The following is a 22667-nucleotide window of genomic DNA, read 5'->3' on the forward strand; positions in this document are numbered from 1 at the left end:
AGTTTTCCTCAGAACTAGTGACGCTTCGTTCATGGCCTTTCTAGCTTCCTCAAGAGCCACGTTCCGTAAGACAGAGAGTCCATGATGAAGGTTCCCAAGGTTGGTGCGGTCGCTGCCGTGACCGTCCTCGTCCTGAGCGCCACCGGGTGCGGCATGCTGCAGGGCGACGAAGACAAGCCGAAGATCCAGATCGGCATCAAGTTCGACCAGCCGGGACTGGGCCTGCGGGAGCCCGGCGACAAGTTCACCGGATTCGACGTGGACGTGGCCCGGTACGTCGCCAAGGAGCTCGGCTACGCGCCGGACCGCATCGAGTTCAAGCAGGTCTACAGCTCCGACCGGGAGCTCATGCTCGAACAGAACGAGGTCGACTTCATCGTCGCCAGCTACTCGATCAACGAGAAGCGCAAGGCGAAGGTGGACTTCGCCGGTCCGTACTTCGTGGCCCACCAGGACCTGCTGATCCGCTCCGCCGAGACGGGCATCAAGAAGGCGGAGGACCTCAACAACAAGAACCTGTGCTCCGTCACGGGTTCCACCTCCGCGGAGAACGTCCGGACCAAACTGGCCCCCAAGGCGGGCATCACCGAGGTCGGCGGCTACTCGGAGTGCGTGGTCGCGCTCAAGGAGTCCGTCCTGGACGCGATGACCACGGACAACGCGATCCTCGCCGGGTACGCGGCGCAGGACATCAACCAGGGCAAGTTCAAACTCGCCGGGCTGAAGCTGAGCAACGAGCACTACGGCATCGGTGTGAAGAAGGGTGCCACCGACCTTCAGACGAAGATCAACGCGGCGCTCCGCAAGATGGTCCAGGACGGGTCCTGGGAGAAGTCGGTCCAGGCCAACTTCGGTGCGGTGGACTTCAAGAACGAGCCCGCCCCGCAGATCACCGAGGGTCGCTGACCCCTCCCTCGGATCACCGGCGGCCGCCGGCCCACCCCGGTCGGCCCGCTCCCGGTCCGGCCGCGCGTCCTGTCAGGCCCTCCCCCCGTCAGCCGCGCCGCCGAGGGCCCGGCCGACCTGGGCGGTGAACTCGTTCCAGGTCGGCCGCGGCGTCCGCTCGTCCCACACCTTCTGGGCGAGCGCGGCCAGTGGCAGCCGGATGCCCGCGGCCACCTGCGCCTGGGTCTGCGCCGTGGAGCGGTCGGCCCACACGGCGAGCCGCGCGCCGAGTATCTGCGGCTGGTAGCGGGCCGGCACCGGGCTCGTGCCGCGCAGCACCAGCGGGGTCCACTGTTCGTAGATCCTTCGGCCGGTGGGGTAGGTGAACTGGTTCGGTTCTCCGAGCACGTAGTAGAGGTACTCGTCGTTGAGGTTGACCACCTTGCGTCCCTCGGCCAGGTAGGCCGTGGGCGGGCGGGCGCCGATCTCCTTGCCCGTCCAGTACTCGGCCTGGATGTCGCGGGCGGGGGCGGCGACGCCGCCGGGGAAGAAGCCGTCGTTCCACGCCTTGAGCTGCCTGCCGGACGGGCGGATCACCGCGGCGCGGTCGTTGAGCCAGCCCGTCGCCAGGTCCTGCACCCGCGCGCCCGCCCCGTACCGCTGCCGGGCGGCCTGGGCCAGCTGGGGGAAGGAGGCCTCGGGGTCGCGGACCACCAGTGCCTGGTACTCGTCGGCTCCCAGGTGCCAGGCCTTGCCGGGGAACAGCGGCTGGTACTCGCGGAGCAGGTCGTCCACGAGCTTCGCCGACGCCGGGTTCGATATGTCCACGGCCCCCTGGACGGCCCTGCCGTTCACATCGCGCAGCTGGAGCTGCGGGTGGGCGCGGAGCACGGCTCCGAGGTGGCCGGGCGAGTCGATCTCCGGGACCACGTCGATGTGCAGGCTGCGCGCGAGGGCGACGATCCGGCGCACCTCTGCTTTGGTGAGGTGCGGGGTGGAGACGATCTCCGGATGGCTGGTGGACTCGATCCGGAACGCCTGGTCGTCGGAGAAGTGCAGGCCGAGCTGGTTGAGCTTGAGGTCGGCCATGGTGCGCAGCCGGTCCTCGATCCATCCGGGGGTGAAGTGCTTCCGGGCGATGTCGAGGTTGAGGCCGCGCTGGGGCTTGGCCGGACGGTCGCGGACCGTCCCCTCGCCGATCGATCCGGAGGCCTTCACGGCCTGTTTGAGGGTCCGGGTGCCGTAGAAGACCCCTGCCTCGTCGGGTCCGGTGATCCTCACCTGTCCGTCGCGGACGGTGAGGGCGTACGACTCGGGGGCCGTGGCACCGGGCGACCCGGCTTCGAGGTCGAGGGTCACGTCCCCAGGCTTCGGCGGGGCGGTACCGCCGAAGGCGAGACCGAGCTCCGTCGCCGTCAGCCTGGCTTCGTCGGTCAGGCCGGGGCTGTCGGCGGCGACGACCACCCGGGCCCCGGTGGCGGGCCGCCAGCCGGGGCCGCGCGCCGGGATGTGCTCCCGTACGGCGGGGACGGTCTGCGGGGCGGTCGACAGCGGGTACGTCGGGGTCGGTGACGGCTGAGGCGGCGGGGGCGGCGGGGGCGGCTGTGCGGTCACGGCCCGGCTGTCCGGGGCGGCCGGAGGGGTGGTGGCGCTGCCGGGCGCGGCCGGGGAACGGCCTCCGTCCGGGCTGGCTTCGGTACAGCCGGGGAGGGCGAGGAGGAGCACCGCGGCGGCGGTGGCCGTCGCGGTCGCATGGCCCTTGCGGTGCCGTTTCCCGAACTGCCGCATGCTTCGACCGAGCACTCCTGAACAGCGTGGTCCCCCGTACGTACCAACCTCGCACGGGGGACGGGGCGGCGCGACTTCAGCGGGTGCCGGTGGCCGGGACGGAGGCGGCCGGGACGGCCGGGGCCTGGGCTGCGGGCTCGGCCGGGGTTCCGCCTGCGACGATCCGGCCGGGGCGGCCGGCCGTACGGCGCTCCAGTGCGCCGGACAGCACGGCCAGGGCCAGTGCGCCGGCGGCGAGGGCGGCGCCGACCCAGGCGGGGGCGGTCCAGCCCAGACCGGCGGCGATGACCAGGCCGCCGAGCCAGGCGGCGAGGGCGTTGCCCAGGTTGAAGGCGGCGATGTTCATGGCGGAGGCCAGGGTGGGGGCCGCGGCGGCCTGGTCGAGGACCCGCTTCTGCAGCGGCGGCACGGTGGCGAAGCCGAGGGCGCCGATCAGGAACAGGGTGAGTGCGGCGGTGACGCGGCCGTGGGCCGTGAGCGTGAACAGCGCGAGGACCAGGGTGAGGGCGCCGAGGGACCCGTACAGCATGGGCATCAGGGCACGGTCGGCGAACCGGCCGCCGATCAGGTTGCCCGCCACCATGCCGAGGCCGAGGAGCACGAGCAGCCAGGTCACGGAGGTGTCGGCGAAGCCGGCCACCTCGGTCATCATCGGGGCGAGGTAGGTGATGGCGGCGAAGACCCCGCCGAAGCCGAGGACGGTCATCGCCATGGCGAGCAGTACCTGCACGTTGCGGAAGGCGGCCAGCTCGTGGCGGACCCGGACGCCCTCGGGCCGGGGCAGGTCGGGGACCAGCCGGGCGATGCCGAGCAGGCCGAGGACGCCGAGTGCGGAGACGATCAGGAAGGTGATCCGCCAGCCGAGGGTCTGCCCGACGAGGGTGCCGAGGGGAACGCCCACCACGTTGGCGACGGTCAGGCCGGTGAACATGCCGGCGATGGCGCCGGCCTTCTTCTCGGGGGCGACGAGCTCCGCGGCGACCACCGCCCCGATGCCGAAGAAGGCACCGTGGGCGAGGGAGGCGACCACCCGGCCGGCCAGCATCGCACCGAGGGAGGGCGCGAGGGCGGAGAGCAGGTTGCCGACGACGAAGAGGCCCATGAGCAGCATCAGCATGCGCTTGCGGGGGACGCGGGTGCCGAGGACGGTCATCAGCGGGGCGCCCAGGACCACGCCGAGGGCGTAGCCGGTGACCAGGAGGCCGGCGGTGGGGATGGAGACCCCGTAGTCGGCGGCGACCTCGGGGAGGAGACCCATGATGACGAACTCGGTGGTGCCGATACCGAAGGCGCCGATGGCGAGGGCGAGGAGGGCGAGGGGCATGGCGGGGTCCTTGGCGGGGTGGCGGGGGTGCTGGGCGCGCGGATGAGCGGATCAGGAGCAGCCGGCGCCGCACAGATCACATGCGTTCGCCGTTTGCACGCGTCCACATTAATTGCGGGCGCGGGATATTTGCAAGCGCGGGCTATTGCGTTCCTGGCCTATCCTGGGGCCATGACCGCAACCGACAGCGCACTGACCGGGCTCTCCCAGGGCTGGTGCGCCCTCTCCCTGCTGCACGGGCGGATCGAGTCGCACATCGAGCGGGCCCTGCAGGCCGCGCACGGACTGAGCGTGCGGGAGTACTCACTGCTGGACGTGCTCAGCCGGCAGCACGACGGACCGGGCGGGCACCTGCAGATGAAGCAGGTCGCCGACGCCGTGGTGCTGAGCCAGAGCGCGACGACCCGGCTGGTGACGCGGCTGGAGGAGAGGGGCCTGCTCGCCCGCTACCTCTGCCCCACGGACCGCCGCGGCATCTACACCAATGTGAGCGAGGCCGGGCTGGCACTGCTGGAGGAGGCCCGCCCGACGAACGCCGGCGCGCTCCGCAAGGCGCTCGACGCGGCCGCGCTGAACCCGGAACTGGCCCCGCTGGTCACGGCCGTCGAGCAGCTGGGGGCGGAGGCTGCGGCCCGCTGACGGCGCACCGTCCGATCGGCGTTCCCTCAAGATCGGCAATCGGATAGGTTGCCGGTACGTGACCACCAAGCCGCGGCCGGCCGGCCGCATATTCGAGGCCATCGCCGCCGACGCCCTGCGTGACACGGCTCAGCTACGGGAGATCTACGCCCTGCCCAGCGAGGCGGCGCAGCACAAGGCCGTGGACCGGATGCACGACGTCGCCCGCGCCTTCATCGCCAGTTCCTCCCTCGTGTTCATCGCCAGCACCGGCGCCGACGGACGCTGCGACGTGACCCCTCGGGGCGGCCCGGCCGGGTTCGTGTCCGTACTGGACGAGTTCACCCTCGCCATCCCCGACGCCACCGGGAACCGGCGGCTGGACAGCATGCACAACATCCTGGAGACGGGCCAGGCCGGTCTGATCTTCCTCGTCCCCGGACGGCCGTCCACGCTCCGGGTGAACGGCCGGGCCTGCGTCTCCACCGACCCGCGCCTGCTGGAACAGCTGACCCCGGTCGGCAAACCGCCGCGCAGCGCGATCGTGGTCGAGGCGGAGGACGTCTACCAGCACTGCCCGAAGGCCTTCCTGCGCAGCGACGCCTGGAAGCCCGGGAAGTGGCTGCCCGAGGACGCCGTGCCGAGCTCCGCCGAGATCACCCTCTCGCACCTGGACCCGGTCATGCCCGGCCTGACGCTGGAGCAAATCCGGCGGGACGAGCGGGAATCGCTGCTGCACCGCTACGAGTGACGCGCCCGCCGGGCCTGCCCGGCGTCAGCCGGTGGGCAGGCTGCTGGGCGTGGCGCTGGGGGCCGAGCCGGGCCCGGCGCCGGTTCGGGTACCGGCGGAGCCCGAGGGGGTCGGGGCGCCCGGTGTGCTCCGGCCCGGAGCGGGGGTACCGCCCCGGAACGCGCTCGGCGTGGCCCCCGGGGACGTGGCCGGAGGGTGCGAACGGACCGGGGACGGCGTCTGCGAGGGCGGGGTCTGCCCGGGCGGCGTGGGCGTCACTGAGGGTGGCGGGGTGGGGCCGGACCGGCCCGGCTCCGGGCCGGTCGGCGCGAGGCTGGGCGGAGCGGCCGGCGGGGCGGGGCGGGACGCGGGCGGATCCGGGGCGAGGCCGAGGTGGACGGCACCGGCCACCGCAGCGGCGGCGAGGCCGGCCAGACCGGCCCGGAACAGCGGGGTCCGGCGCCACCACAGGCGCTGCCGGGCCGTGCGCGGGGGCGCTGCCGGGCGCAGGTCCCGTACGGTCACCGACTCCGCGCGGGCATCGAGCGCCTGCCGGAGCCGGCGCTCCACGGGGCGTTCGCCGTCGGCCGTCATATCCGTCCCTCCAGGATCCGTTCCAGCGCGTCCAGGGCACGGCTGGCGTTCGACTTGACCGCGCCCCGGCTGATGCCCAGGGTCTCGGCGATCTCCGCCTCGCTCAGGTCGGCCCAGTAGCGGAGGACCAGGACCTGGCGGCGGCGTGGGGTGAGCCGGCCGAGCGCGGCCAGCACCTCGCGGTGTGCCTCGTCGAGGACGACGTGGTCCTCGGCCGAGGGGACGTCGGACGGCGGGGGCGGGGTCCAGGCCCGGGCGGTCCGGCGGCGCCTGAGCACCGAACGGGAGGTGTTGACCACGGCCGTCCGCAGGTAGCCGAGCGCGTTGTCGACCTCGGCGATCTGCTCGCCGTGGCGCCGGTAGAGGGCGGTGAAGGCGTCCTGGACGACGTCCTCGGCGGTGGCGAGGTCGTCGACCAGGAGCACCGCGAGGCGGACCATGGCGAGGCGGTGCGCGTGGTAGAGCCCGGTCACGGTGGGCGGCCGCGGGTCGTCGTACCCTTGGGCGCGGGCGGAAGCGTCCGGGGGCGCGTACGGCTCCGCGAACGGGGCCGCGTACGGGGCTTCGTACGGAGGCGTCTGCCGGGCGGGCGGGGCGGCGGGCTCCCGGCCGCCCCGCATCAGCAGGAGCGCCCGGCGCAGGACGGAGCACACGCCCCGCCGCCCGCCGGGCCGCGCCCGGAGGAATCCGGGCGCGGCGGGGCGGAACGGCAGGGCGTGGTGCAGCACGGGGTTCCTCGGGTCGAGCACGTCAGCGCAGGGCACGCCGCCGGACGAGGAACAGGGTCCCGGCCCCGGCCCCGAGGAGGCCGACGGCTCCGGCGCCTATGGCGGCGTTGGTGGCACCGGATCCCCCAGTATGCGCGAGCTCGGGAGCGCCGGAGGGGGCGGCGGACGGGACGGCGGACGGAGCCGCGGTGGGAACCCCGGAGGGGACGGCGGAGGGAGCGGCGGTAGGCGGCACGCTGGGGACCGGTGTCGGCCTGCCGCTGCTCGGGCTGCTCGGGCTCGGCGTGGGCTTGGTGCCCGGCGGCAGGCTGGGCACCGCCGAAGGCGCGGCGGACGGGGTCGCGTGGGGCGGGGTGCTCGGCACCGCCGTCGGGGCGGGCGAGGGGGTGGCGCTCGGCCCGGACGCCGCCGACGCGGGCACGGCCACGGCGGCCAGTGCGGTGGTGACAGCGGCGGTGAGGACTGCGCGCTTCAGGTTGTGCACGGTGTTGCTCCCGGGTCGGGGTACAAGGACGCCGGATCGCGCCCTTCACCCCCCACGACGTGCGACCCCCCGGGAGGTTGCCGCGGTTGCCGAAGTTTTTTCGGGAGGCTTTCCGGCGGGGTTCTCCCACGGACCCGACACGACCGGAACGGGCCGCGTCGGGCAGGGCCGCGTCGGGCAGGACCTGACCCGAGCGCAGCGGCGGCGCGGCTGCCCGACCGGTCCCGCCGCGTCGGCCCGGGCCGGTCGCACGGGCGCAGTCAGGCGGGCTCGGTCAGGCGGGCTCGGTCAGGCGGGCTCGGTCAGGCGGGCTCGGTCAGGCGGGCTCGGTCAGGCGGGCTCGGTCAGGCGGGCTCGGTCAGGCGGGCTCGGTCAGGCGGGGTCCTCGTACAGGGCGGACAGGGCGGCGACGGCCTCCCGGAGGGCGGCCCGGAGGTGCGGCGGTGAGAGGACTTCCGCGTGCGGGCCCAGGCGCAGCAGGTCGCCGACCGCGACCGCGTCCGGCTCCACCTCAAGCTCCACCTCCACCCGGCCGTCGGCGTCCGGCTCCCCCGCCCCGGCCAGTGCCCGGGCGCCGGCCGAGCCGAACTGCATCGGCAGCAGCCGCACCGCCCTGGGCGACAGCCGCAGCCGTGCCGTCTGGTGGCGGCACGCGGCCTCCATCCGCCGTGCGGACTCCTGCCAGTACGCCGCCAGGTCGAACTCCGGCGGGCGGTCGAAGGGTTCGGACCCGAGGTCCACCGTGCGGAAGCGGGAGACCCGGTAGGTGCGGGGGTCCGGGGCCGCGTCCGCATCCGCGTCCGGGGCCGCGTTTGGCTGCGCCACCAGGTACCAGATGCCGCCCTTGAGGACGAGTCCGAGCGGGCGCAGTTCGCGCCGTACCTCGCCGCGCCACCGCCGGTAGTCCGCCCGGATCACCCGCTGGTCCCACACCGCCTGCGCGATGCGGGCCAGGTGCGGGACGGGATCCGCGTCGCGGAACCAGGCCGGGGCGTCGAGGTGGAACCGGTCCTGGACCCGCCGGACCCGGCCCGCCAGCGCCGTCGGCAGCGCGGCCTCCAGTTTGAGCCGCGCCGTGGCCAGGTCCGCGCCGAGGCCCAGGTCCGCCGCCGGGCCCGGCGCGCCCGCGAACAGCAGCGAGTCCGCCTCCGTTCCGGTGAGACCGGTGAGCCGGGTCCGGTAGCCGTCCAGCAACCGGTAGCCGCCCGCCGGCCCCCGGTCCGCGCAGACGGGAATCCCGGCCGCGCCCAGCGCCTCGACGTCCCGGTGCACCGTGCGGACCGACACCTCCAGTTCGGCGGCGAGTTCACGGGCCGTCAGCCGGCCCCGGTTCTGCAGGAGCAGGAGGAGGGTGAGGAGACGGTCGGCGCGCATGGTCCATGTATATGACAGAAGGTGTCAGGTACGGGTTCCACTCTGGGTGCCCTGACCCCGAATCCCAGGGAGAACCCCCATGAACAGCACGCACGCAACCACCACCACGGCCACCGCCACCGCCACCGGACGCTTCGTTTTCGCGGACTGGACGGAACAGGCGGTCGGCGCGGCCGACGCCGTGCCGCGACTGGCCGACGCCTCGGTCAGCAACAGCTTCTCCGGCGGCGTCGAGGCCGCCGGCACCCTCTGCCGCTACACCGTCGCCTACCTCGGCGAGTCCGAGGGCTCGTTCAGCGGCCTGGAGCTGCTCACCGGCAGCGTCGACGGCCGCGAGGGCAGCTTCGTCCTGGCCGAGAGCGGCACCTTCGACGCGGAGGGGACGCGCTGCGCGTTCGAGGTGGTGCCGGGCTCCGGCACCGGTGAGCTGACCGGACTGCGGGGCAGCGGCGGCTTCACCACCCCGCACGGAGCCCAGTCCGTCGCCTACGCCCTCGACTACTGGTTCGAAGCCGGGGACGACCGGGACAACCGGGACGTCTGAGGCTGCGGGAGGGGGACGGCCGCCGGGGCTGTGCGCCGGCTGCTCAGGGGTCGGCGACGAGGACCACGGCCGTGCCGTAGGCACAGACCTCGGTGCCCACGTCGGCCGCGTCGGTCACGTCGAACCTCATCATCAGCACCGCGTTCGCGCCCCGGGCCCGCGCCTGCTCGATCAGCCGCTCCATGGCCTGGTTGCGGGTCTCGACCAGGGTCTTGGTGAGTCCCTTGAGCTCACCACCGATCATGGACTTCAGGCCCGCCCCGATCTGGCTGCCGATGTGCCGGGACCGGACGGTGAGGCCGAAGACCTCGCCGATGACCTGCTGGACGCGGTACCCGGGCGCGTCGTTCGTCGTCACGACCAGCACCCCGGACTGCGTCGAGGTCCCGCCTCCGTACTCCTCGATTCCCATGGCACCACCTTGCTGCGGCCGCCCGGGACCCGCATCCCGGACGGCCGCGCGATCACCGGAAGGCGATCACCGGAAGGCGATCACTGCGAGGCGGCAACCGGGAGGCGTCACCGGGGAGGCGGTCACCGCAGGGAGAGGTCCCCGACGATCTCCGCGCCCGGGAGCTCGGCGAAGAGCTTGCCGGGGGCGATCAGCTTGCCGCGCCGGCGGCCGCTGCCCACCAGGACGTACGGCAGGTCGGCCACGGCCGGGTCCACCAGCAGCGGCCAGTCGGCCGGAAGTCCGATCGGGGTGATGCCGCCGTACTCCATGCCCGTCCGCTCCACGGCGGTGTCCATCGGGGCGAAGGACACCTTGCGCGCGCCGAGCCGGCGGCGCACCGCGCCGTTGACGTCGGCGCGGCCGCCGGAGGGGATCAGGCAGGCGGCGAGGGAGGTCTCCCCGCCGCGCCGGGCCGCCACGATCACGCAGTTCGCCGACGCGGCGAGCAGGTCCTCGCCGTAGTGCGCGACGAAGGCGGCGGTGTCGGCGATGGCGGGGTCGGTGTCGACGTACACGATCTGCCCGGCGGGGACGGTGCCGCGCCAGGAGCGGACCGCGTCGGCCACCGGGCGGGTCAGCTCGTCCAGGCAGTCGGGGGCGGGGCGGGCGTTGTCGAAGGGTCCGATGGGTGCGTGCATGATCGCCATCATGCAGCAGGGGCCCACCGGTGGGACGCTGAACTGCAGACGGACGGCACGGGCGGGAGGCGGGAGGCGACGCCGATGGATCCGGTGGCCGCGCTGCGGCGCATCGCCTTCCTGCTGGAGCGCGCCCAGGCGCCCACGTACCGCGTACAGGCCTTCCGTACGGCCGCCGCGCGGGTGGCGGAGATGCCGGAGGGCGAGGCCGCCACGCGGGCCGCCGCCGGGACTCTGGAGACGGTGAAGGGGATCGGCCCGAAGACCGCCGGGGTGGTGGCGGAGGCACTCGCCGGGCGGATCCCGGAGTACCTGCGGCGGCTGGAGGAGGAGCTGGAAGCGGAGACGGAAGCGGAAGCGGCGTCGGCCACGGGAACGCGGGGCGGGGCCCTGCGGGCGGCGCTGCGCGGCGACTGCCATCTGCACTCGGACTGGTCGGATGGCGGCAGCACCATCGAGGACATGGGGCGGGCGGCGATCGAACTGGGCCACGAGTACGCGGTGCTCACCGACCACTCGCCGCGGCTGACGGTGGCGCGCGGACTGTCGCCGGAGCGGCTGCGCGAACAGCTCGACGTGGTGGCGGAACTGAACGCGGGCTGGGCGCCGTTCCGGCTGCTGACGGGCATCGAATGCGACATCCTCGACGACGGGACGCTGGACCAGGACCCGGAACTGCTGGACCGGCTGGACCTGGTGGTCGTGTCGGTCCACTCCAGGCTGCGGATGGAGAAGCGGGCGATGACCCGGCGGATGGTGGCCGCGGTACGGGACCCGCACGCGGACGTGCTGGGGCACTGCACGGGACGGCTGGTCACCGGGCGGGGGCGGCCGGAATCGGAATTCGACGCGGAGGCCGTGTTCGCGGCGTGCGCGGAGGCCGGCACCGCCGTGGAGGTCAACAGCCGCCCGGAGCGGCTGGATCCGCCGCGCCGGCTGCTCCGGCAGGCGGTCGACGCGGGCGTGCTCTTCTCCGTCGACACGGACGCGCACGCGCCGGGCCAGCTGAGCTGGCAGATCCACGGGTGCGCGCGGGCGGAGGAATGCGGCGTGCCGGCGGAACGCGTGGTCAACACCTGGCCGGTGGACCGGCTCCTGGCCTGGACGGGGACGGGGACGGGGACGGGTCGAGGCCGGACTCGGGACCGGGCCCGGCGCAGGCCGCCTGAGTGAGGTGCGCCGCCGGGTGGCCCTGCGGCATCATCCATGGATGATCACCATGCGTCCCGTCCTCGAGATCCGGTCCCTGGAGGGCTTCGGCCTGTGGCCGGTCGCCGAGGTCGCGCCCTTCTCCTTCCTGCCGCTCGGCAGGGCACTCGCTCCTGACGAGATCGGCACCGCGGTGATGGCCCTGGCCGCCTGCAACGACGTCGACCCCGGGGAGGAGCATCCGCCCCGTCCCGCCGATCCGCTCGGGGGCTTCCTGCACGGGCTGCTGACGATGGATCCGCTGTTCGCCGCAGGCGGGCTGCGGGTGGCCGACACGGTCACCGGGGTGGTCCTGGTGCCGGGTTGCTGCTGCGGGCTCGAGGACCGGGGCGACTGGTGGGAGGTCCTCGACGGCACCGGGCCGGCCGGCTTCGGGCACGGCCCCTCGCCGCTGGCCGAGCGGCACGGCGACACCGTCCTGCTGACCGTCGACTGCGAGGAGGAAGGAAGCCCGGTGATCGAGGTGGCCGTGCCCGAGCTGCGCCGCCTGCTCGCGGAGGCGGAACGCGACCTGACCGACTTCCGCGACGCGGCATCACTCTGGGCCGCCCGGCAACTGCCGTCTCACGCGGGGCAGTTGTCCGAGGCGATCACGCGTGCGCTGCAACTGCCGCGGGATGCGGCATAGCCGGCGGGACGGGCCGCCCGCTGCGCGCCCTCGCCGATCCGTCCGCACGGCCGGGGGATTTCGCGCGCCCCACGATGTGCGAGGTGGTCCGGCCGGACGGGGCTCAGGTGTCGGAGCGGACGTCGGCGTAGAGGCCGAGGTAGCGGTACGCGCCCGACTCGGCCTTGTAGAGGTGTCCCAGCCGGCCGTCGATGAGTGCACGGGAGTCGGGGTTGTGCTCGATGGGCTTGGCCAGGCCCTCGTAGGCGGTGCGGAAGATCCGGCGGGACAGGCCCGCCCGGTCGCGAGCCCCCTCCGTCAGGGCCGCGAGGGCGGTGGCGGCCAGGCCGACCGCGTCGTACGCCTCGGTGGCCCAGCGGGCGGGCGGTGCCCCGTACGCCTTCCTGTGCGCGGCGGTGAACTCGGCCGCGGCGGGGACGGCGAGCGGGTCGGTGAACAGGGCGCCGAACACCCAGCCTTCGGCTGCCCGGCCGGCGGTGCTGAGGAAGCCCGGTTCCATGACGTGCTGGAGGCCGACGCGGGGCCCGCGGAACCCGGCGTCGGCGAGCGCGCGGGCGAACCGGGCGGCACGCTCGGGTGAGATCGCGGTCAGGACGGCGGCATCGGCCCCTGCCGCCGTCAGGGCCGCCGCTGCCGCGCCGATGTCGGAGCCGCTGCCGGCCGCCGGGACCCGATGGACCGTCACGGTGCCCCGGGCGGGCGGGGCCTGCTGCAGGAACTGGCTGATCCGCCAGGCGGTCGCGCCGCCGGCCTCGTCCTCGACCACGGCCGTGCGGGGCGAGGGCCGCACCTGCGAGAGGTAGTGGATGACCGGGAAGCTGATCTGGACGTCGGCGGGGCGGGTCAGGCAGAGCGTCTGCCAGGTGGACGCGGCGTTCTCGGGGCTGTCGACCGACACCGGCAGCAGGGCGAGGTCGGCGGCGGCGCAGATGCCCGCGACGGTCGTCAGGGCGGCGTCCCAGGTCGGGCCGAGGACCGCGGTGACGGCCGGATCGGCCGCCAGCTCCCGGGCCACCCGCTCCGCGCGGGCGGCGTCGCCGGCGTCGTCGGCGACCTTCAGCGCGAGCCGGAACAGGGCGTCGGGGCGGGCGTTGTGGCGTTCCACGGCCAGCCGCGCGCCCCGCTCGTGCGCCTGGCCGGTGGCCTTGCCGGGGCCGGTCAGGTCGGCCTGCAGGCCGAGGGTGAGGGTGGGCAGGTTCCGGGCCGTCGGGGTTCCCGTGGCTGCCCCGGGCTCCTCACCGCCGCCGCGGAGCAGTACGGCGGGCACGGCGGCCGCCGCCAGCGCGGCCCCGCCGAACGCGAACAACCGCCGCCGGCTGAGCCCCTTCCGCGGGACCTCCCCCGCCTCGGCCTCCGCTTCCGTGTCCGCGCCGCCGTCCCGGCCGCCGTCCGCCCGGGTGACCTCCGGCGCGGGCAGGTCGAGCGCACGCGTGGACCGCTCGGTGATCAACCGCCGCAGCCCGGGCGGCAGCCAGTCCTCTGCCGGTCCGGCTGTGCCCCGGGGCACAGCCGGAAGGGCTCCGACGGCCACTTCGCCCGCGCCCGCGCCCGGCCCAGGTGCCGTCACGGCACGCGGCTCGCCGACGACGGCCGGCGGGGCCGCATCGGCGACCGCCCCGGCTGCCGTACTCGGCCCGGTAGGGGGCACACCTGACGGGCCGACGCCGGAGACGGCCGCCGTTTCGGCAGGGCCCGAGGTGCCAGGGCGCGCTGTGGCGGGGACCGCGGGTGTGTTGGTCTCGGTCGGCGTGTAGGCGGTCGACTGCGGGACCGGGGTGGCGAGCCGTTCCCGAAACGACGCCGGACCCTCCGGGCTCGCGGCCGTGGGGGCGTCGGCACCGGGGGGTACGGCGGGCGGGCCCGATAGCGGCGCACGGCTGGCCGGAGCGGCCGGCGGCCGCTGTGGGCCGGCCGGCACGGCGGTATCCGGCGCCCGAGGTTCGGAGCGCACCGGAGCCGGACGGACGGCCGTGGGAGCGTCGGCCGCCGGAGGTGTCGCGGGAGCGGCAGGCGGTGCTTCGGGCGGGGCGGGTACGGACGGGGACTCCGAGCGGGCCGGAGCCGGACCGGGCGTGGCGGTGGGTGCGGTGGGACCGGCGGGGGGCGCGGCCCCTCGCTCCGGCTCGGAGTCGGGCGGCTGAGCGGGAGGCAGCACGGCATCCGGCGCAGGCCCGGACGCCGGCTCCGGCTCGGTCTTCGGCGCCGGCTCCCTCTCCGGCTCCGACTCCCGCGCCGCCGACCACTCCGGTGCCGCCCCGGAGGCCGGAACCGACCGCGCTCCGGACTCCTGCTGTGACGGGCGGGCCTCCAACGGCGCGGGCTCCGGCCGGGGCACGCGCTCCGGCCGAGTCCCTGCGGGCGTCCCGGGCTGGGGCTGGGGGGTGTCCTCCCCATCGTGCGCGTGCGTGACAGCCTGCTGCGGGACCGCGTCTTCCGGGGCAGCGTCCTCCGGCACGGCGTCTCGTGGAGCGGCGTCGGCCGGTTCGGCGGGGTCCGAGGTGTCCCGGCCGTCCGGGGTATTCCAGCCGTCCGAGGCATCCCGGCTGTCCGGGGCATCCAGGGCGCCCAGCAGGGTCCGGAGGTCAGCCGGGGTCGGGCGGGCTGCGGGGTCCTTCGCCAGGCAGGACGCGATCGCCGGTCGCAACTCCTCCTGCACGTCGCCCAGTTCGGGCTCCTCGTGGATGGTGCGGAAGACCACCGCCGCGGGATGGCCGCCGCCGAACGGGGCTCGGCCCGTCGCCGCGTACGCCAGGACGCACCCGAGCGAGAAGAGGTCGCTCGCGGGCTCCGGCGCCGGAGCCCCCGCGCTGGCCAGCTCGGGCGCCAGGTAGCCCGGGGTGCCCACCACGGCGTCCGCGGACGTCAGCGCGGTCGATCCGGTCTCCCGGGCGATACCGAAGTCGATCAGGCGCGGGCCGTCCAGGGCGAGCAGGATGTTGGCCGGTTTGACGTCCCGGTGGACCAGCCCGGCCCTGTGCACCTGCTCCAGCGCCTCGGCGAGCCGCACGCCCAGCGTCCGTACGGTCCCGGCCGGCAGCGGACCGTACGCGGCGACCGCCTCCGCCAGCGAGGGGCCCGGTACGAACGGCGTGGCCAGCCATGGTTCGCGGGCCTCCGGGTCGGCGGCGACCACCGGCACGACCCAGCGTCCGGTGAGCCGCCCGGCGGCGGTCGCCTCGCGGCGGAACCGGGCGCGGAAGGCCGGGTCCGCCGCGTGGTCGGCGCGGATCACCTTCACGGCGACCAGGTTGCCCGCCGGGGACCGGCCCAGGTACACGGTGCCCATGCCGCCCGAGCCGAGGCGGCCCAGCAACCGGTGGCCGCCGATCGCGGCGGGATCGGCAGGGGTGAGCGGACGCATCGGGCCCTATCCGGCCATCGCCTGCGTGGCCGGGCCGACGTAGCGGAAGCGCCCGCCCTGCACATGGTGCTCGAAGAACAGGTTCCCCTTGAGCTGCCGGTGCAGTGGGGGCGGCTGCTCCCCGAAGGTGAAGTCCTTGGTGATCCCCTTGAACGTGCCCTGGCCGAGTGCCGCCAGCAGTTCGGCACGGGCCGGGCGCTTGCCGCCCGCAGCGGCCCCGGCACCGCCACCGGCCGTGGGGCTCGCGGCACCGCTCGGCGTGGCGTTCGTGCCGCCCGCCGCGGCCGTCACCAGCCGGTCGATGACCAGCCGGGCCCCGTCGTACGCCTCCGCCGTCCAGATCTCGGGCGCGGAGCCGTACGTCGCCTGGTGCGCCCGCGCCATCTCCGCGACGGCGGGGTCCTCCGGCCCGATGTACGGCGCGAAGGCCTGCCAGCCCTCGGCCGCGGCTCCCGCCGCCGCGAGGAACTCGGGGCCCGCGATGGTGTAGTCGAGCGCCCGGGGGCCCTTGAAGCCGCCGGCGGCCAGCAGCGCGGCCACCTTCGCCGCGCTCGCCGGGACGCCCGCGTAGAAGAACCCGTCGATGTTCCGGGCGAGCAGGTCCTTGACCACCGGCTCCAGGTCCGTCGTGCCACGAGGTACGACCCGGCTATGGCATGTCGCGTCTGATGCAAAGGCCCCGAGCGTGCGGGTGATCAGCTGGACCGTCTGCCAGCCGTCCGTGTCACCGCTGCGGTCACAGAGCAGCCCCAGCCGGCGAACCTTCTGCCTCCCGGCCAGGCTGATGTCGACCCCCAGCGCCTGTGTCGAGGCCATGGGACCGAGTTGGAAAAGGCTGCGTTGGTCGGTGGTGCCGTAATGCGCTGCCAGCGAGGACACACTGAGCAGCGGCACGGCGGCCTCGCCGTACAGCTCCAGGCAGGGAGCCACCGAGGCGTTGGCGGTCGGGCCGATCACCGCGAACACGTCCTGGTTGCGGATGAGTTCGTTCGCGGCCGCCACCGCGCGGTCCGCGCGCCCGCCGTCGTCGACGGTGACCACGGACAGCGTGAAGGGCTTGTCCTTGCGCGAGTTGAAGGCATCGACGGCGAGCCGGACCCCGCGGTCCTGGGCCTGCCCGGCGGCCTTCCCCGGGCCGGACAGGTCGGCGTGCACGCCGATCGCCCACGCGCGGGCGGCGGTTCCGCCGCCGGGTCCCTTGCTCTTGGGCCGGCCTTCGTCGCGGAGGGCCAGCCAGCCGGCCACGCCGCCGCCGGCGGCGAGCACCGCGGCTCCGGAGGCCAGGGCGAGGAACCGGCGGCGGGAGGGCCGGCCGGTGTCCGCTCCGGCCGCGGCTTCCCGTCCCGGCGCTTCCGGGGCGGGGGACGCTTCCGGGTCGGCGGCGGTCTCGTCGATGCCGGGGAGCGCGAGCAGTTCGGCTGCACGGTCGCCAATGGTGGCGATGACAGGGTCGGGCAGCCAGTCCGTGCCCTCGCCCGGCGCGTCCTCCGGGAGGGCTGCGGCGACCTCGGCCGCGCGGGGGCGGATGTCGGGGTGCTTGGCGAGGCAGGTGCGCAGCAGCGCGGTGAGCGAGGGGTCGGCGAGCACCTCCGGGCCGAACTCCGGCTCGTCGTGCACGGTGCGGTAGAGGACGGCGTCCACGGCGCCGCCGCCGAAGGGCAGGACGCCGGTGGCGGCGTACGCGAGCAGGCAGCCGAGCGAGAAGACGTCGCCGGCCGGTTCGGCGGGGCTGCCTCCGGCCTGCTCGGGCGGGAGGAAGCCGGGGGTGCCGATGACCACGTCGGTGGAGGTGAGGACGGTGTGGTCGCCACCGCGGGCGATGCCGAAGTCGATGAGGCGCGGCCCGTCCATGCCCAGCAGCACGTTGCCCGGCTTGACGTCCCGGTGGACCAGGCCCTGCTCGTGCATCACCTCCAGCGCCGCGGCCAGGGCCCGGCCGAGGATCCGTACGGCGGGCAGCGGGAGCGGGCCGTGGGCGGCGACGGCCTCGGCGAGGGAGGGGCCGGGGACGAAGGCGGTGGCCAGCCAGGGTTCGGCGGCGTCGGGGTCGGCGCCGAGGACACGGACCGCCCAGGGGCTGTCGACCCGGGCGGCGATGTCCGCTTCGCGGCGGAAGCGGGCGCGGAAGTCGGCCTCGTCGGCGTACTCGGCGCGGATGACCTTGACCGCGCCGAGCGCGCCGTCGTCCGTACGGCCGAGGTAGACGATGCCCATGCCGCCGGCGCCGAGCCGCGCGAGCAGGCGGTACCCGGCGATCCGGGAGGGGTCCGAGGGGTGCAGCCGGTCCAGGGGCATCAGCCGTCCGCCTTTCCGAGGGCCTGCCTCGCCAGCAGCGACATGTGGCTGGTGCCCTGGACGACGAAGGCCTGGAGCTGCGGCGCGGTGTAGCCCTGGGCGCCCTTGACGGCGACGGCCAGGGTGACCGGTCCGTACTGGGCCTGGGACCAGGTGTAGGGGTACGGCTTGCCGCCGTCGGCGGCGTTGACGTAGTCGCCCATCTCGGAGAAGGCGTCTTCGGTCCAGCCGTTCATCTGCTCGCCGTAGTAGAGGGAGTTGCCGAGGAGCTTCTGGAGCTGTTCGCCGTCGCGCAGCTTCTGGTCGGGGCAGCGCAGGACTTCCTCCATGGCGCGGGCGGTCTCCCAGCCGGACTCCGTGCGGGTGCGGTGGACGGTGACCGTGGCATTGATCCGGACCATGCCGAGGCCGTCCTTGGCGGGGATGTGGAAATAGCGGGTGCGGGTGGCGAGGACGTCCTCGGGGAGGCCGCCGGTCTGCCATACGCAGTCCTGGTCGAGCACCGCCCAGTGGGCGGGGTCGCTCTCGAAGGGGGCGCTGCGGGCGACCTGCTCCCCGAGGTGCTTCTGGTCGAGGAGGATCCGGTCGAGGAGGGCGCGGGCCTCGGCGGCGGTCCTGGGCTGCTTGGCCTCGTCGACCGGCGGAACGAGCGCGGAGGCGGGCGTGCCGCCCGCACTGGGCGCGGCCTGCGTGCCTTGTGTGCCCGGCGTGCCTGTGCCCTGTGTGCCGGACGTGCCGGTGGTCGGGCTCGGGCTGCTGCCCCCGCCCTCGTCCGGGTCATCGGCCGAGCAGCCCGCGAGTGCGACTGCGAGTGCGAGCGCGAGCAGTGCGGCCGTGGCGCGGGTGCGCGGCGCGCGGCGTCGTGTGTGTGTTCCCTGTCCCCCCACGGAGAGATCGTAGGACAACATCGCCGCAGCGTAAGCAAGTTCCGGAGACCCGGCTCCCACATGCCCCGTACGACTCGCGGTGTTTTCCCCCCACCTCGCCCTCCCCCAGACTCCGTCAGGGGGACCGCATCCCGGAACCGGGGCGCCGCCCCGGCCCCTCCGGAGCTCCGCACCCGCCCCTCCCGCCCCCCGCCCCCCAATACCCCTCGAGGCTCCGCCCCATACCCCCTCGGGGTCCGCCCCGGCTCCCTCCGGGGGGGTGTGGGACAGGAGGGACGGGAGGGGTGGGTGTGGTGCAGGGCTTCCGGGGGTATTCGTATGGGGCACTGCGAGGCGTCGCGAGGAGTACTGCCATGAGTCTGCTCACGATGGGGGTCGAGGAGGAGTTCCTGCTGGTCGACCGGACCAGTGGGGCGCCGGCGGACCGCGGGTCCGTGGTGCTCTCCTCCGCCGAAGAGGTGCTCGGCGACCAGGTCCACGCCGAGTTCTTCAACGCCCAGATCGAGGTCAACAGCCAGCCCACCGACGACTGCGGCACGCTGCGCGCCGAGCTCGCCCGGCTGCGGCGGACCGTCGCCGAGGCCGCGGCGGACGCCGGCTGCCGGATCATCGCGTCCGGCACCCCCGTACGCCCCCCGGACCGGCCCATGGCCGTGAGCGGAACTTCGGAGCGCTACGCGCGGATGGCACGGCGCTACCCCTCCCTGGTGGACGCCCAGGACGGGCTGGCCTGCGGCTGCCACGTGCACATCGGCACGCTGGACCGGGGCGAGGCCGTCGGCCTCACCGGCCACATACGCCCCTGGCTGCCCGCTCTGCAGGCACTCGCCGGGAACTCACCCTTCTCCTCGGGCCGGGACACCGGCATGGCGAGCTGGCGGTCGGTGCGGTTCGGCCGCTGGCCCACCGCCGGCCCGGCGCCGCTGCTGGCCGACGAGGCCGGGTACGAGGCCTGCGCACAGACCCTGGTCGACCGGCAGGTGCTGCTCGACCGCAAGATGATCTACTGGTACGCCCGCCCGTCCGAGCACGTGCCGACCCTGGAGGTGCGGGTCGCGGACGTCAACGCGGACCTGGACACGGTCGTGCTGCTGGCGATCCTGGTCCGCGGGCTCGCGGTGTCCCTGCTGCCCGCGGTGGCGGAGGGGACGCCTCCGCCCCCGGTGCCGCACCGGCAGCTGGTCCAGGCGCACGCCTGCGCCGCGACGGACGGGCTGCGCGGGACCGGGCTGCACCCGTTGACCGGCGAGGAGATCAGTACCGAGCGGCTGGTCCAGCTGCTGCTCGCCCAGGCCGCGCCGGGCCTGGAGGCCACCGGCGACCTCGCGCTGGCGGAACAGCTGCTGCGGCGGCTGTGGGCCGAGGGTGACGGGGCCGCCCGGCAGCGGGCGGTGCACGAGCGCCGCGGCCGGCTCACCAGCGTGGTGGACGCCCTGGCCTCCGCCACCTCCGGCCACGACGGGTGAGCGGCGGCCGCCCAGGGCGGCCGGTACACCGGGTGGTGACGATCCGATGACCGAGTTCGGGTACTTCCTGTCGTGCGAGGACTTCCGTCCGGCCCAGCTGCTTCGCCAGGCCGAACAGGCCGAACAGGCGGGCTTCCGGTCCCTGTGGATCTCCGACCACTTCCATCCCTGGATCGGGCGGCAAGGCAACAGCCCCTTCGTCTGGGGGGTGATCGGCGCCCTGTCCCGGACCAGCCGGCTGCCCGTGGAGACGGCCGTGACCTGCCCCACGGTGCGCGTGCACCCGGCGGTGATCGCCCAGGCCGCGGCCACCTCCGCGGTGCTGCTGGAGGGCCGGTTCCGGCTCGGCCTGGGCAGCGGCGAGGCGCTGAACGAGCACATCGTCGGCGGATCCTGGCCGGCGGCCGACGTACGTCTGGAGATGCTGGAGGAGGCCGTGGAGGTCATCCGCCTGCTGCTGACCGGCGAGGAGGTCTCGCACCGCGGACGGCACTACACGGTGGAGAACGCCCGCCTCTACACCCTGCCGGAGATCCCCCCGCCGATCGACATCTCGGCCTTCGGGCCCGAGGCCACGGACCTGGCCGCCCGGATCGGCGACGGTCTGATCACCATGGCGCCCGACGCCGACGCCGTACGGCGCTTCCGCGGCGCCGACGGCAGCAGGCCCGCGTACGGCGGCCTGAAGGTGTGCTGGGCCCGGGACCGGGCGGAGGCCGTCCGTACAGCGCACCGGCTGTGGCCCAGCATGCGGCTTCCCGGCGAGCTCCAGCAGGTACTGCCCACCCCCACCCACTTCGAACGGGCGACCGAGCTGGTGACCGAGGACATGGTGGCCGAGGCGGTGGCCTGCGGGCCGGACCCGGAGGAGCACGCACGGCGGCTCCAGGCGTTCGTGGACGCCGGATTCGACCGGGTGCACATCTCGCAGATCGGGTCCGAGCAGCAGGGGTTCTTCGAGTTCTACCGGGACTCGGTGCTGCCCCTGGTCATGCGCTGACGTGCCCACAGCGGAACGGCGAACCACCAGAGCGCGAACCAGACCGCCATCAGCACCATCAGCCACAGCGCGAGCCCGTCGGGCAGCACCATGCGCAGGATCAGCAGCAGGGCCGAGGCCATCGTCAGGTAGAGGAAGACCAGGCCTGCGATGGTCATGCGGGAGGCCCAGACCACGGTCTCCGGCTTCAGCCGGTGGCCGGCCACCAGCCGGTGGAAGGAGACCGGGCCGACCAGGGCGCCGACCGTGACCGCGCCGAGGATCACGGTGACCACGTAGATGGTCCGGTCCACGTCCCCGAGCTCGGCGAACCGGGGCTGGAAGACCACCGCCAGCAGGAAGCCGAACAGGATCTGCACGCCGGTCTGGGCCACGCGCAGCTCCTGCAGCAGCTCGTTCCACCGCCGGTCGGCCTGCTGCAGGGCGTTCTCTCCCCGCGCCCTGTCCCCGGTCCCCTCCCGGTCTCCTGCCCTGTCTCCTGCCCTGTCTCCCGCGCTCTCCCGGTACCCCTCGCCGTCTCCGCCCGGCGCCGGCGGTTCCTCGCTCCGCTCAGGCATTGGGCTTCTCCAGGGGCTGCTCCAGCGACTCGTGCTCGTGGTGCGGGTGCTCTTCGTACGGGTGCTCCTGGGGTGAGTGGTGGCGCCGGTGCAGGATCCGGGGCTGGTGGACGATCCGGAAGCGGTGGCTCTCCTGGGACAGCTCCCGACCCTCGGCGTCCACGAAGGTGCCGGTGACCTCGTACGTGCCGCATTCCGCGCGGCCGACCGGCAGCCGCTCGGCCGGAAGGAGGATCTCGTACGGGCCGCCCGGCCGGAAGCTGCCGAGCGCGGTCCTGGTCCGGGCGACGACGCGGCCCTCCCGGCGCCGGGTGTCGACGAAGCACAGCCCGTCGACGGCCTCCCGGAGGTGGAAGGTCAGCGCCACGCTGACCACGGCTCCCTCGGGGAGCTCGAAGGGGCCCGGGGCGGGCGCGGACAGCGGGACGGTCAGCCGCCCCAGCTCCTCCGACTGCAGGGCCACGTCCACCAGCTCGAACGTCTCGTCGGTCACCATGGCAGGCTCACCTCCGGAATTCCTGCACGAAGGCGGCACAGAACGCGTCCAGGTCGCCCGGCTTGCGGCTCGTGATCAGGGTGCCCGGTGCGGCGTGGCAGACCTGCACCTTCTTGTCCACCCAGGTGCCTCCCGCGTTGCGGATGTCGGTGGCCAGGCTGGGCCACGAGGTCAGGGTGCGGTCGCGTACGGCGTCGGCCTCCACCAGGGTCCAGGCGGCGTGGCAGATCGACGCGACGGGCCGGCCGGCGCCGAAGAAGTGCCGGGTGAAGGCGACGGCCTTCTCGTCCAGGCGCAGCGCGTCGGGGTTGGCGAGGCCGCCCGGCAGCACCAGCGCGTCGAATCCGTCGGCCGGGGTGTCGGCGACCACGTCGTCGACGGGGAACGTGTCGGCCTTGTCGAGGTGGTGGTAGGCCTGGACGGTGCCCGCTCTGGTGGACACCAGGCGCGGCTCCCAGCCCTCGTCGCGCACGGCCTGCCAGGGGCGGACCAGCTCGACCTGCTCGACGCCCACCGGCGCCATCAGAAAGGCCACCCTCATCACGCTCACGTCCTCGTCTGTGGGTCTCCCCCTGGACGGGCCGTGCCGCGCAACGGGTCAGGTGGT

General features: G+C 74.5%; 22 protein-coding genes. 8 read left to right on the plus strand and 14 right to left on the minus strand.

Features of this window, described 5'->3' with window-relative positions; genetic code table 11:
- Positions 1–84: 84 nt before the first annotated feature.
- A complete protein-coding gene (locus ACGFQ9_RS02790) occupies positions 85–906 on the plus strand; it encodes a glutamate ABC transporter substrate-binding protein (protein WP_393570801.1) in 822 nt (273 codons plus the stop codon).
- Positions 907–978: 72 nt separating this feature from the next.
- Here ACGFQ9_RS02790 and ACGFQ9_RS02795 read toward each other — a convergent pair whose 3' ends face one another.
- Together ACGFQ9_RS02795 and ACGFQ9_RS02800 are read right to left on the minus strand one after the other, a co-directional pair.
- On the minus strand, positions 979–2673 hold the full coding sequence (locus ACGFQ9_RS02795) for a glycoside hydrolase family 20 protein (RefSeq protein ID WP_393570442.1): 1695 nt from the start codon (positions 2671–2673) through the stop codon (positions 979–981).
- 76 nt (positions 2674–2749) lie between these two features.
- Positions 2750–3997: an MFS transporter gene (locus ACGFQ9_RS02800; RefSeq protein ID WP_393570444.1), complete on the minus strand. Its 1248-nt coding sequence runs from the start codon at positions 3995–3997 to the stop codon at positions 2750–2752.
- Positions 3998–4168: 171 nt separating this feature from the next.
- Between ACGFQ9_RS02800 and ACGFQ9_RS02805 the strand changes: the two genes are divergently transcribed.
- Both ACGFQ9_RS02805 and ACGFQ9_RS02810 read left to right on the plus strand, forming a co-directional pair.
- Entirely contained in the window at positions 4169–4636 is a 468-nt protein-coding gene (locus ACGFQ9_RS02805) for a MarR family winged helix-turn-helix transcriptional regulator (RefSeq protein ID WP_393570446.1), read from the plus strand.
- 58 nt (positions 4637–4694) lie between these two features.
- The gene (locus ACGFQ9_RS02810; RefSeq protein ID WP_393570448.1) at positions 4695–5366 is read left to right on the plus strand and encodes an MSMEG_1061 family FMN-dependent PPOX-type flavoprotein; all 672 of its coding nucleotides are present in this window, start codon (positions 4695–4697) and stop codon (positions 5364–5366) included.
- 24 nt (positions 5367–5390) lie between these two features.
- Here ACGFQ9_RS02810 and ACGFQ9_RS02815 read toward each other — a convergent pair whose 3' ends face one another.
- The 4 genes from ACGFQ9_RS02815 to ACGFQ9_RS02830 form a co-directional block, all read right to left on the minus strand.
- Positions 5391–5939: a hypothetical protein gene (locus ACGFQ9_RS02815; protein ID WP_393570450.1), complete on the minus strand. Its 549-nt coding sequence runs from the start codon at positions 5937–5939 to the stop codon at positions 5391–5393.
- On the minus strand, positions 5936–6664 hold the full coding sequence (locus tag ACGFQ9_RS02820) for an RNA polymerase sigma factor (RefSeq protein WP_393570803.1): 729 nt from the start codon (positions 6662–6664) through the stop codon (positions 5936–5938). The genes ACGFQ9_RS02815 and ACGFQ9_RS02820 overlap by 4 nt, the downstream gene beginning before the upstream one ends.
- Positions 6665–6689: 25 nt before the next feature.
- A complete protein-coding gene (locus ACGFQ9_RS02825) occupies positions 6690–7151 on the minus strand; it encodes a sortase-dependent protein (RefSeq protein WP_393570452.1) in 462 nt (153 codons plus the stop codon).
- Between the two features lie 372 nt (positions 7152–7523).
- Positions 7524–8525 carry a helix-turn-helix transcriptional regulator gene (locus tag ACGFQ9_RS02830; RefSeq protein ID WP_393570454.1) on the minus strand — a complete coding sequence of 334 codons (1002 nt, stop codon included), beginning with the start codon at positions 8523–8525 and terminating at the stop codon, positions 7524–7526.
- A gap of 79 nt (positions 8526–8604) precedes the next feature.
- Here ACGFQ9_RS02830 and ACGFQ9_RS02835 point away from each other — a divergent pair, with 79 nt between their 5' ends.
- Entirely contained in the window at positions 8605–9069 is a 465-nt protein-coding gene (locus ACGFQ9_RS02835) for a DUF3224 domain-containing protein (protein ID WP_393570456.1), read from the plus strand.
- A 43-nt stretch (positions 9070–9112) separates the two neighbouring features.
- On the opposite strand, the gene ACGFQ9_RS02840 is transcribed toward ACGFQ9_RS02835, so the two are convergent.
- Both ACGFQ9_RS02840 and ACGFQ9_RS02845 read right to left on the minus strand, forming a co-directional pair.
- Complete coding sequence (locus ACGFQ9_RS02840; RefSeq protein ID WP_393570458.1) at positions 9113–9481, minus strand: YbjQ family protein; 369 nt, start codon at positions 9479–9481, stop codon at positions 9113–9115.
- A gap of 122 nt (positions 9482–9603) precedes the next feature.
- Positions 9604–10161 (minus strand): YbaK/EbsC family protein, encoded by a 558-nt coding sequence (locus ACGFQ9_RS02845; protein ID WP_393570460.1) that lies wholly within the window; start codon positions 10159–10161, stop codon positions 9604–9606.
- A gap of 84 nt (positions 10162–10245) precedes the next feature.
- Here ACGFQ9_RS02845 and ACGFQ9_RS02850 point away from each other — a divergent pair, with 84 nt between their 5' ends.
- Both ACGFQ9_RS02850 and ACGFQ9_RS02855 read left to right on the plus strand, forming a co-directional pair.
- On the plus strand, positions 10246–11334 hold the full coding sequence (locus ACGFQ9_RS02850) for a PHP domain-containing protein (protein ID WP_393570462.1): 1089 nt from the start codon (positions 10246–10248) through the stop codon (positions 11332–11334).
- Positions 11335–11371: 37 nt separating this feature from the next.
- Entirely contained in the window at positions 11372–11998 is a 627-nt protein-coding gene (locus tag ACGFQ9_RS02855) for a hypothetical protein (RefSeq protein WP_393570464.1), read from the plus strand.
- 103 nt (positions 11999–12101) lie between these two features.
- On the opposite strand, the gene ACGFQ9_RS02860 is transcribed toward ACGFQ9_RS02855, so the two are convergent.
- Genes ACGFQ9_RS02860 through ACGFQ9_RS02870 form a run of 3 tightly spaced genes read right to left on the minus strand, consistent with a single transcriptional unit; the run spans position 12102 to position 18562 of the window.
- On the minus strand, positions 12102–15359 hold the full coding sequence (locus ACGFQ9_RS02860; protein ID WP_393570466.1) for an ABC transporter substrate-binding protein: 3258 nt from the start codon (positions 15357–15359) through the stop codon (positions 12102–12104).
- Between the two features lie 6 nt (positions 15360–15365).
- Entirely contained in the window at positions 15366–17654 is a 2289-nt protein-coding gene (locus ACGFQ9_RS02865) for a bifunctional serine/threonine-protein kinase/ABC transporter substrate-binding protein (protein WP_393570468.1), read from the minus strand.
- A complete protein-coding gene (locus ACGFQ9_RS02870) occupies positions 17654–18562 on the minus strand; it encodes a hypothetical protein (protein WP_393570470.1) in 909 nt (302 codons plus the stop codon). Before ACGFQ9_RS02870 ends, ACGFQ9_RS02865 begins: the two co-directional genes overlap by 1 nt.
- 332 nt (positions 18563–18894) lie before the next feature.
- On the opposite strand from ACGFQ9_RS02870, the gene ACGFQ9_RS02875 reads away from it, so the two are divergent.
- Positions 18895–20007, plus strand: a complete 1113-nt coding sequence (locus ACGFQ9_RS02875; protein ID WP_393570472.1) for a glutamate--cysteine ligase — start codon at positions 18895–18897, stop codon at positions 20005–20007.
- Positions 20008–20053: 46 nt separating this feature from the next.
- Positions 20054–21007, plus strand: a complete 954-nt coding sequence (locus ACGFQ9_RS02880) for a TIGR03557 family F420-dependent LLM class oxidoreductase (RefSeq protein ID WP_393570474.1) — start codon at positions 20054–20056, stop codon at positions 21005–21007.
- Here ACGFQ9_RS02880 and ACGFQ9_RS02885 read toward each other — a convergent pair.
- The 3 genes from ACGFQ9_RS02885 to ACGFQ9_RS02895 are packed head-to-tail and all read right to left on the minus strand — an operon-like array spanning position 20971 to position 22601.
- Positions 20971–21564 (minus strand): DUF6328 family protein, encoded by a 594-nt coding sequence (locus tag ACGFQ9_RS02885; RefSeq protein WP_393570476.1) that lies wholly within the window; start codon positions 21562–21564, stop codon positions 20971–20973. The genes ACGFQ9_RS02880 and ACGFQ9_RS02885 overlap by 37 nt on opposite strands.
- A complete protein-coding gene (locus ACGFQ9_RS02890; RefSeq protein WP_393570478.1) occupies positions 21557–22060 on the minus strand; it encodes a hypothetical protein in 504 nt (167 codons plus the stop codon). Before ACGFQ9_RS02890 ends, ACGFQ9_RS02885 begins: the two co-directional genes overlap by 8 nt.
- Before the next feature lie 7 nt (positions 22061–22067).
- On the minus strand, positions 22068–22601 hold the full coding sequence (locus ACGFQ9_RS02895) for a type 1 glutamine amidotransferase domain-containing protein (protein WP_393570805.1): 534 nt from the start codon (positions 22599–22601) through the stop codon (positions 22068–22070).
- Between the last annotated feature and the right edge of the window lie 66 nt (positions 22602–22667).

It is taken from the genome of Streptomyces sp. NPDC048603 (genome assembly GCF_043199475.1).
GTDB lineage: Bacteria > Actinomycetota > Actinomycetes > Streptomycetales > Streptomycetaceae > Streptomyces.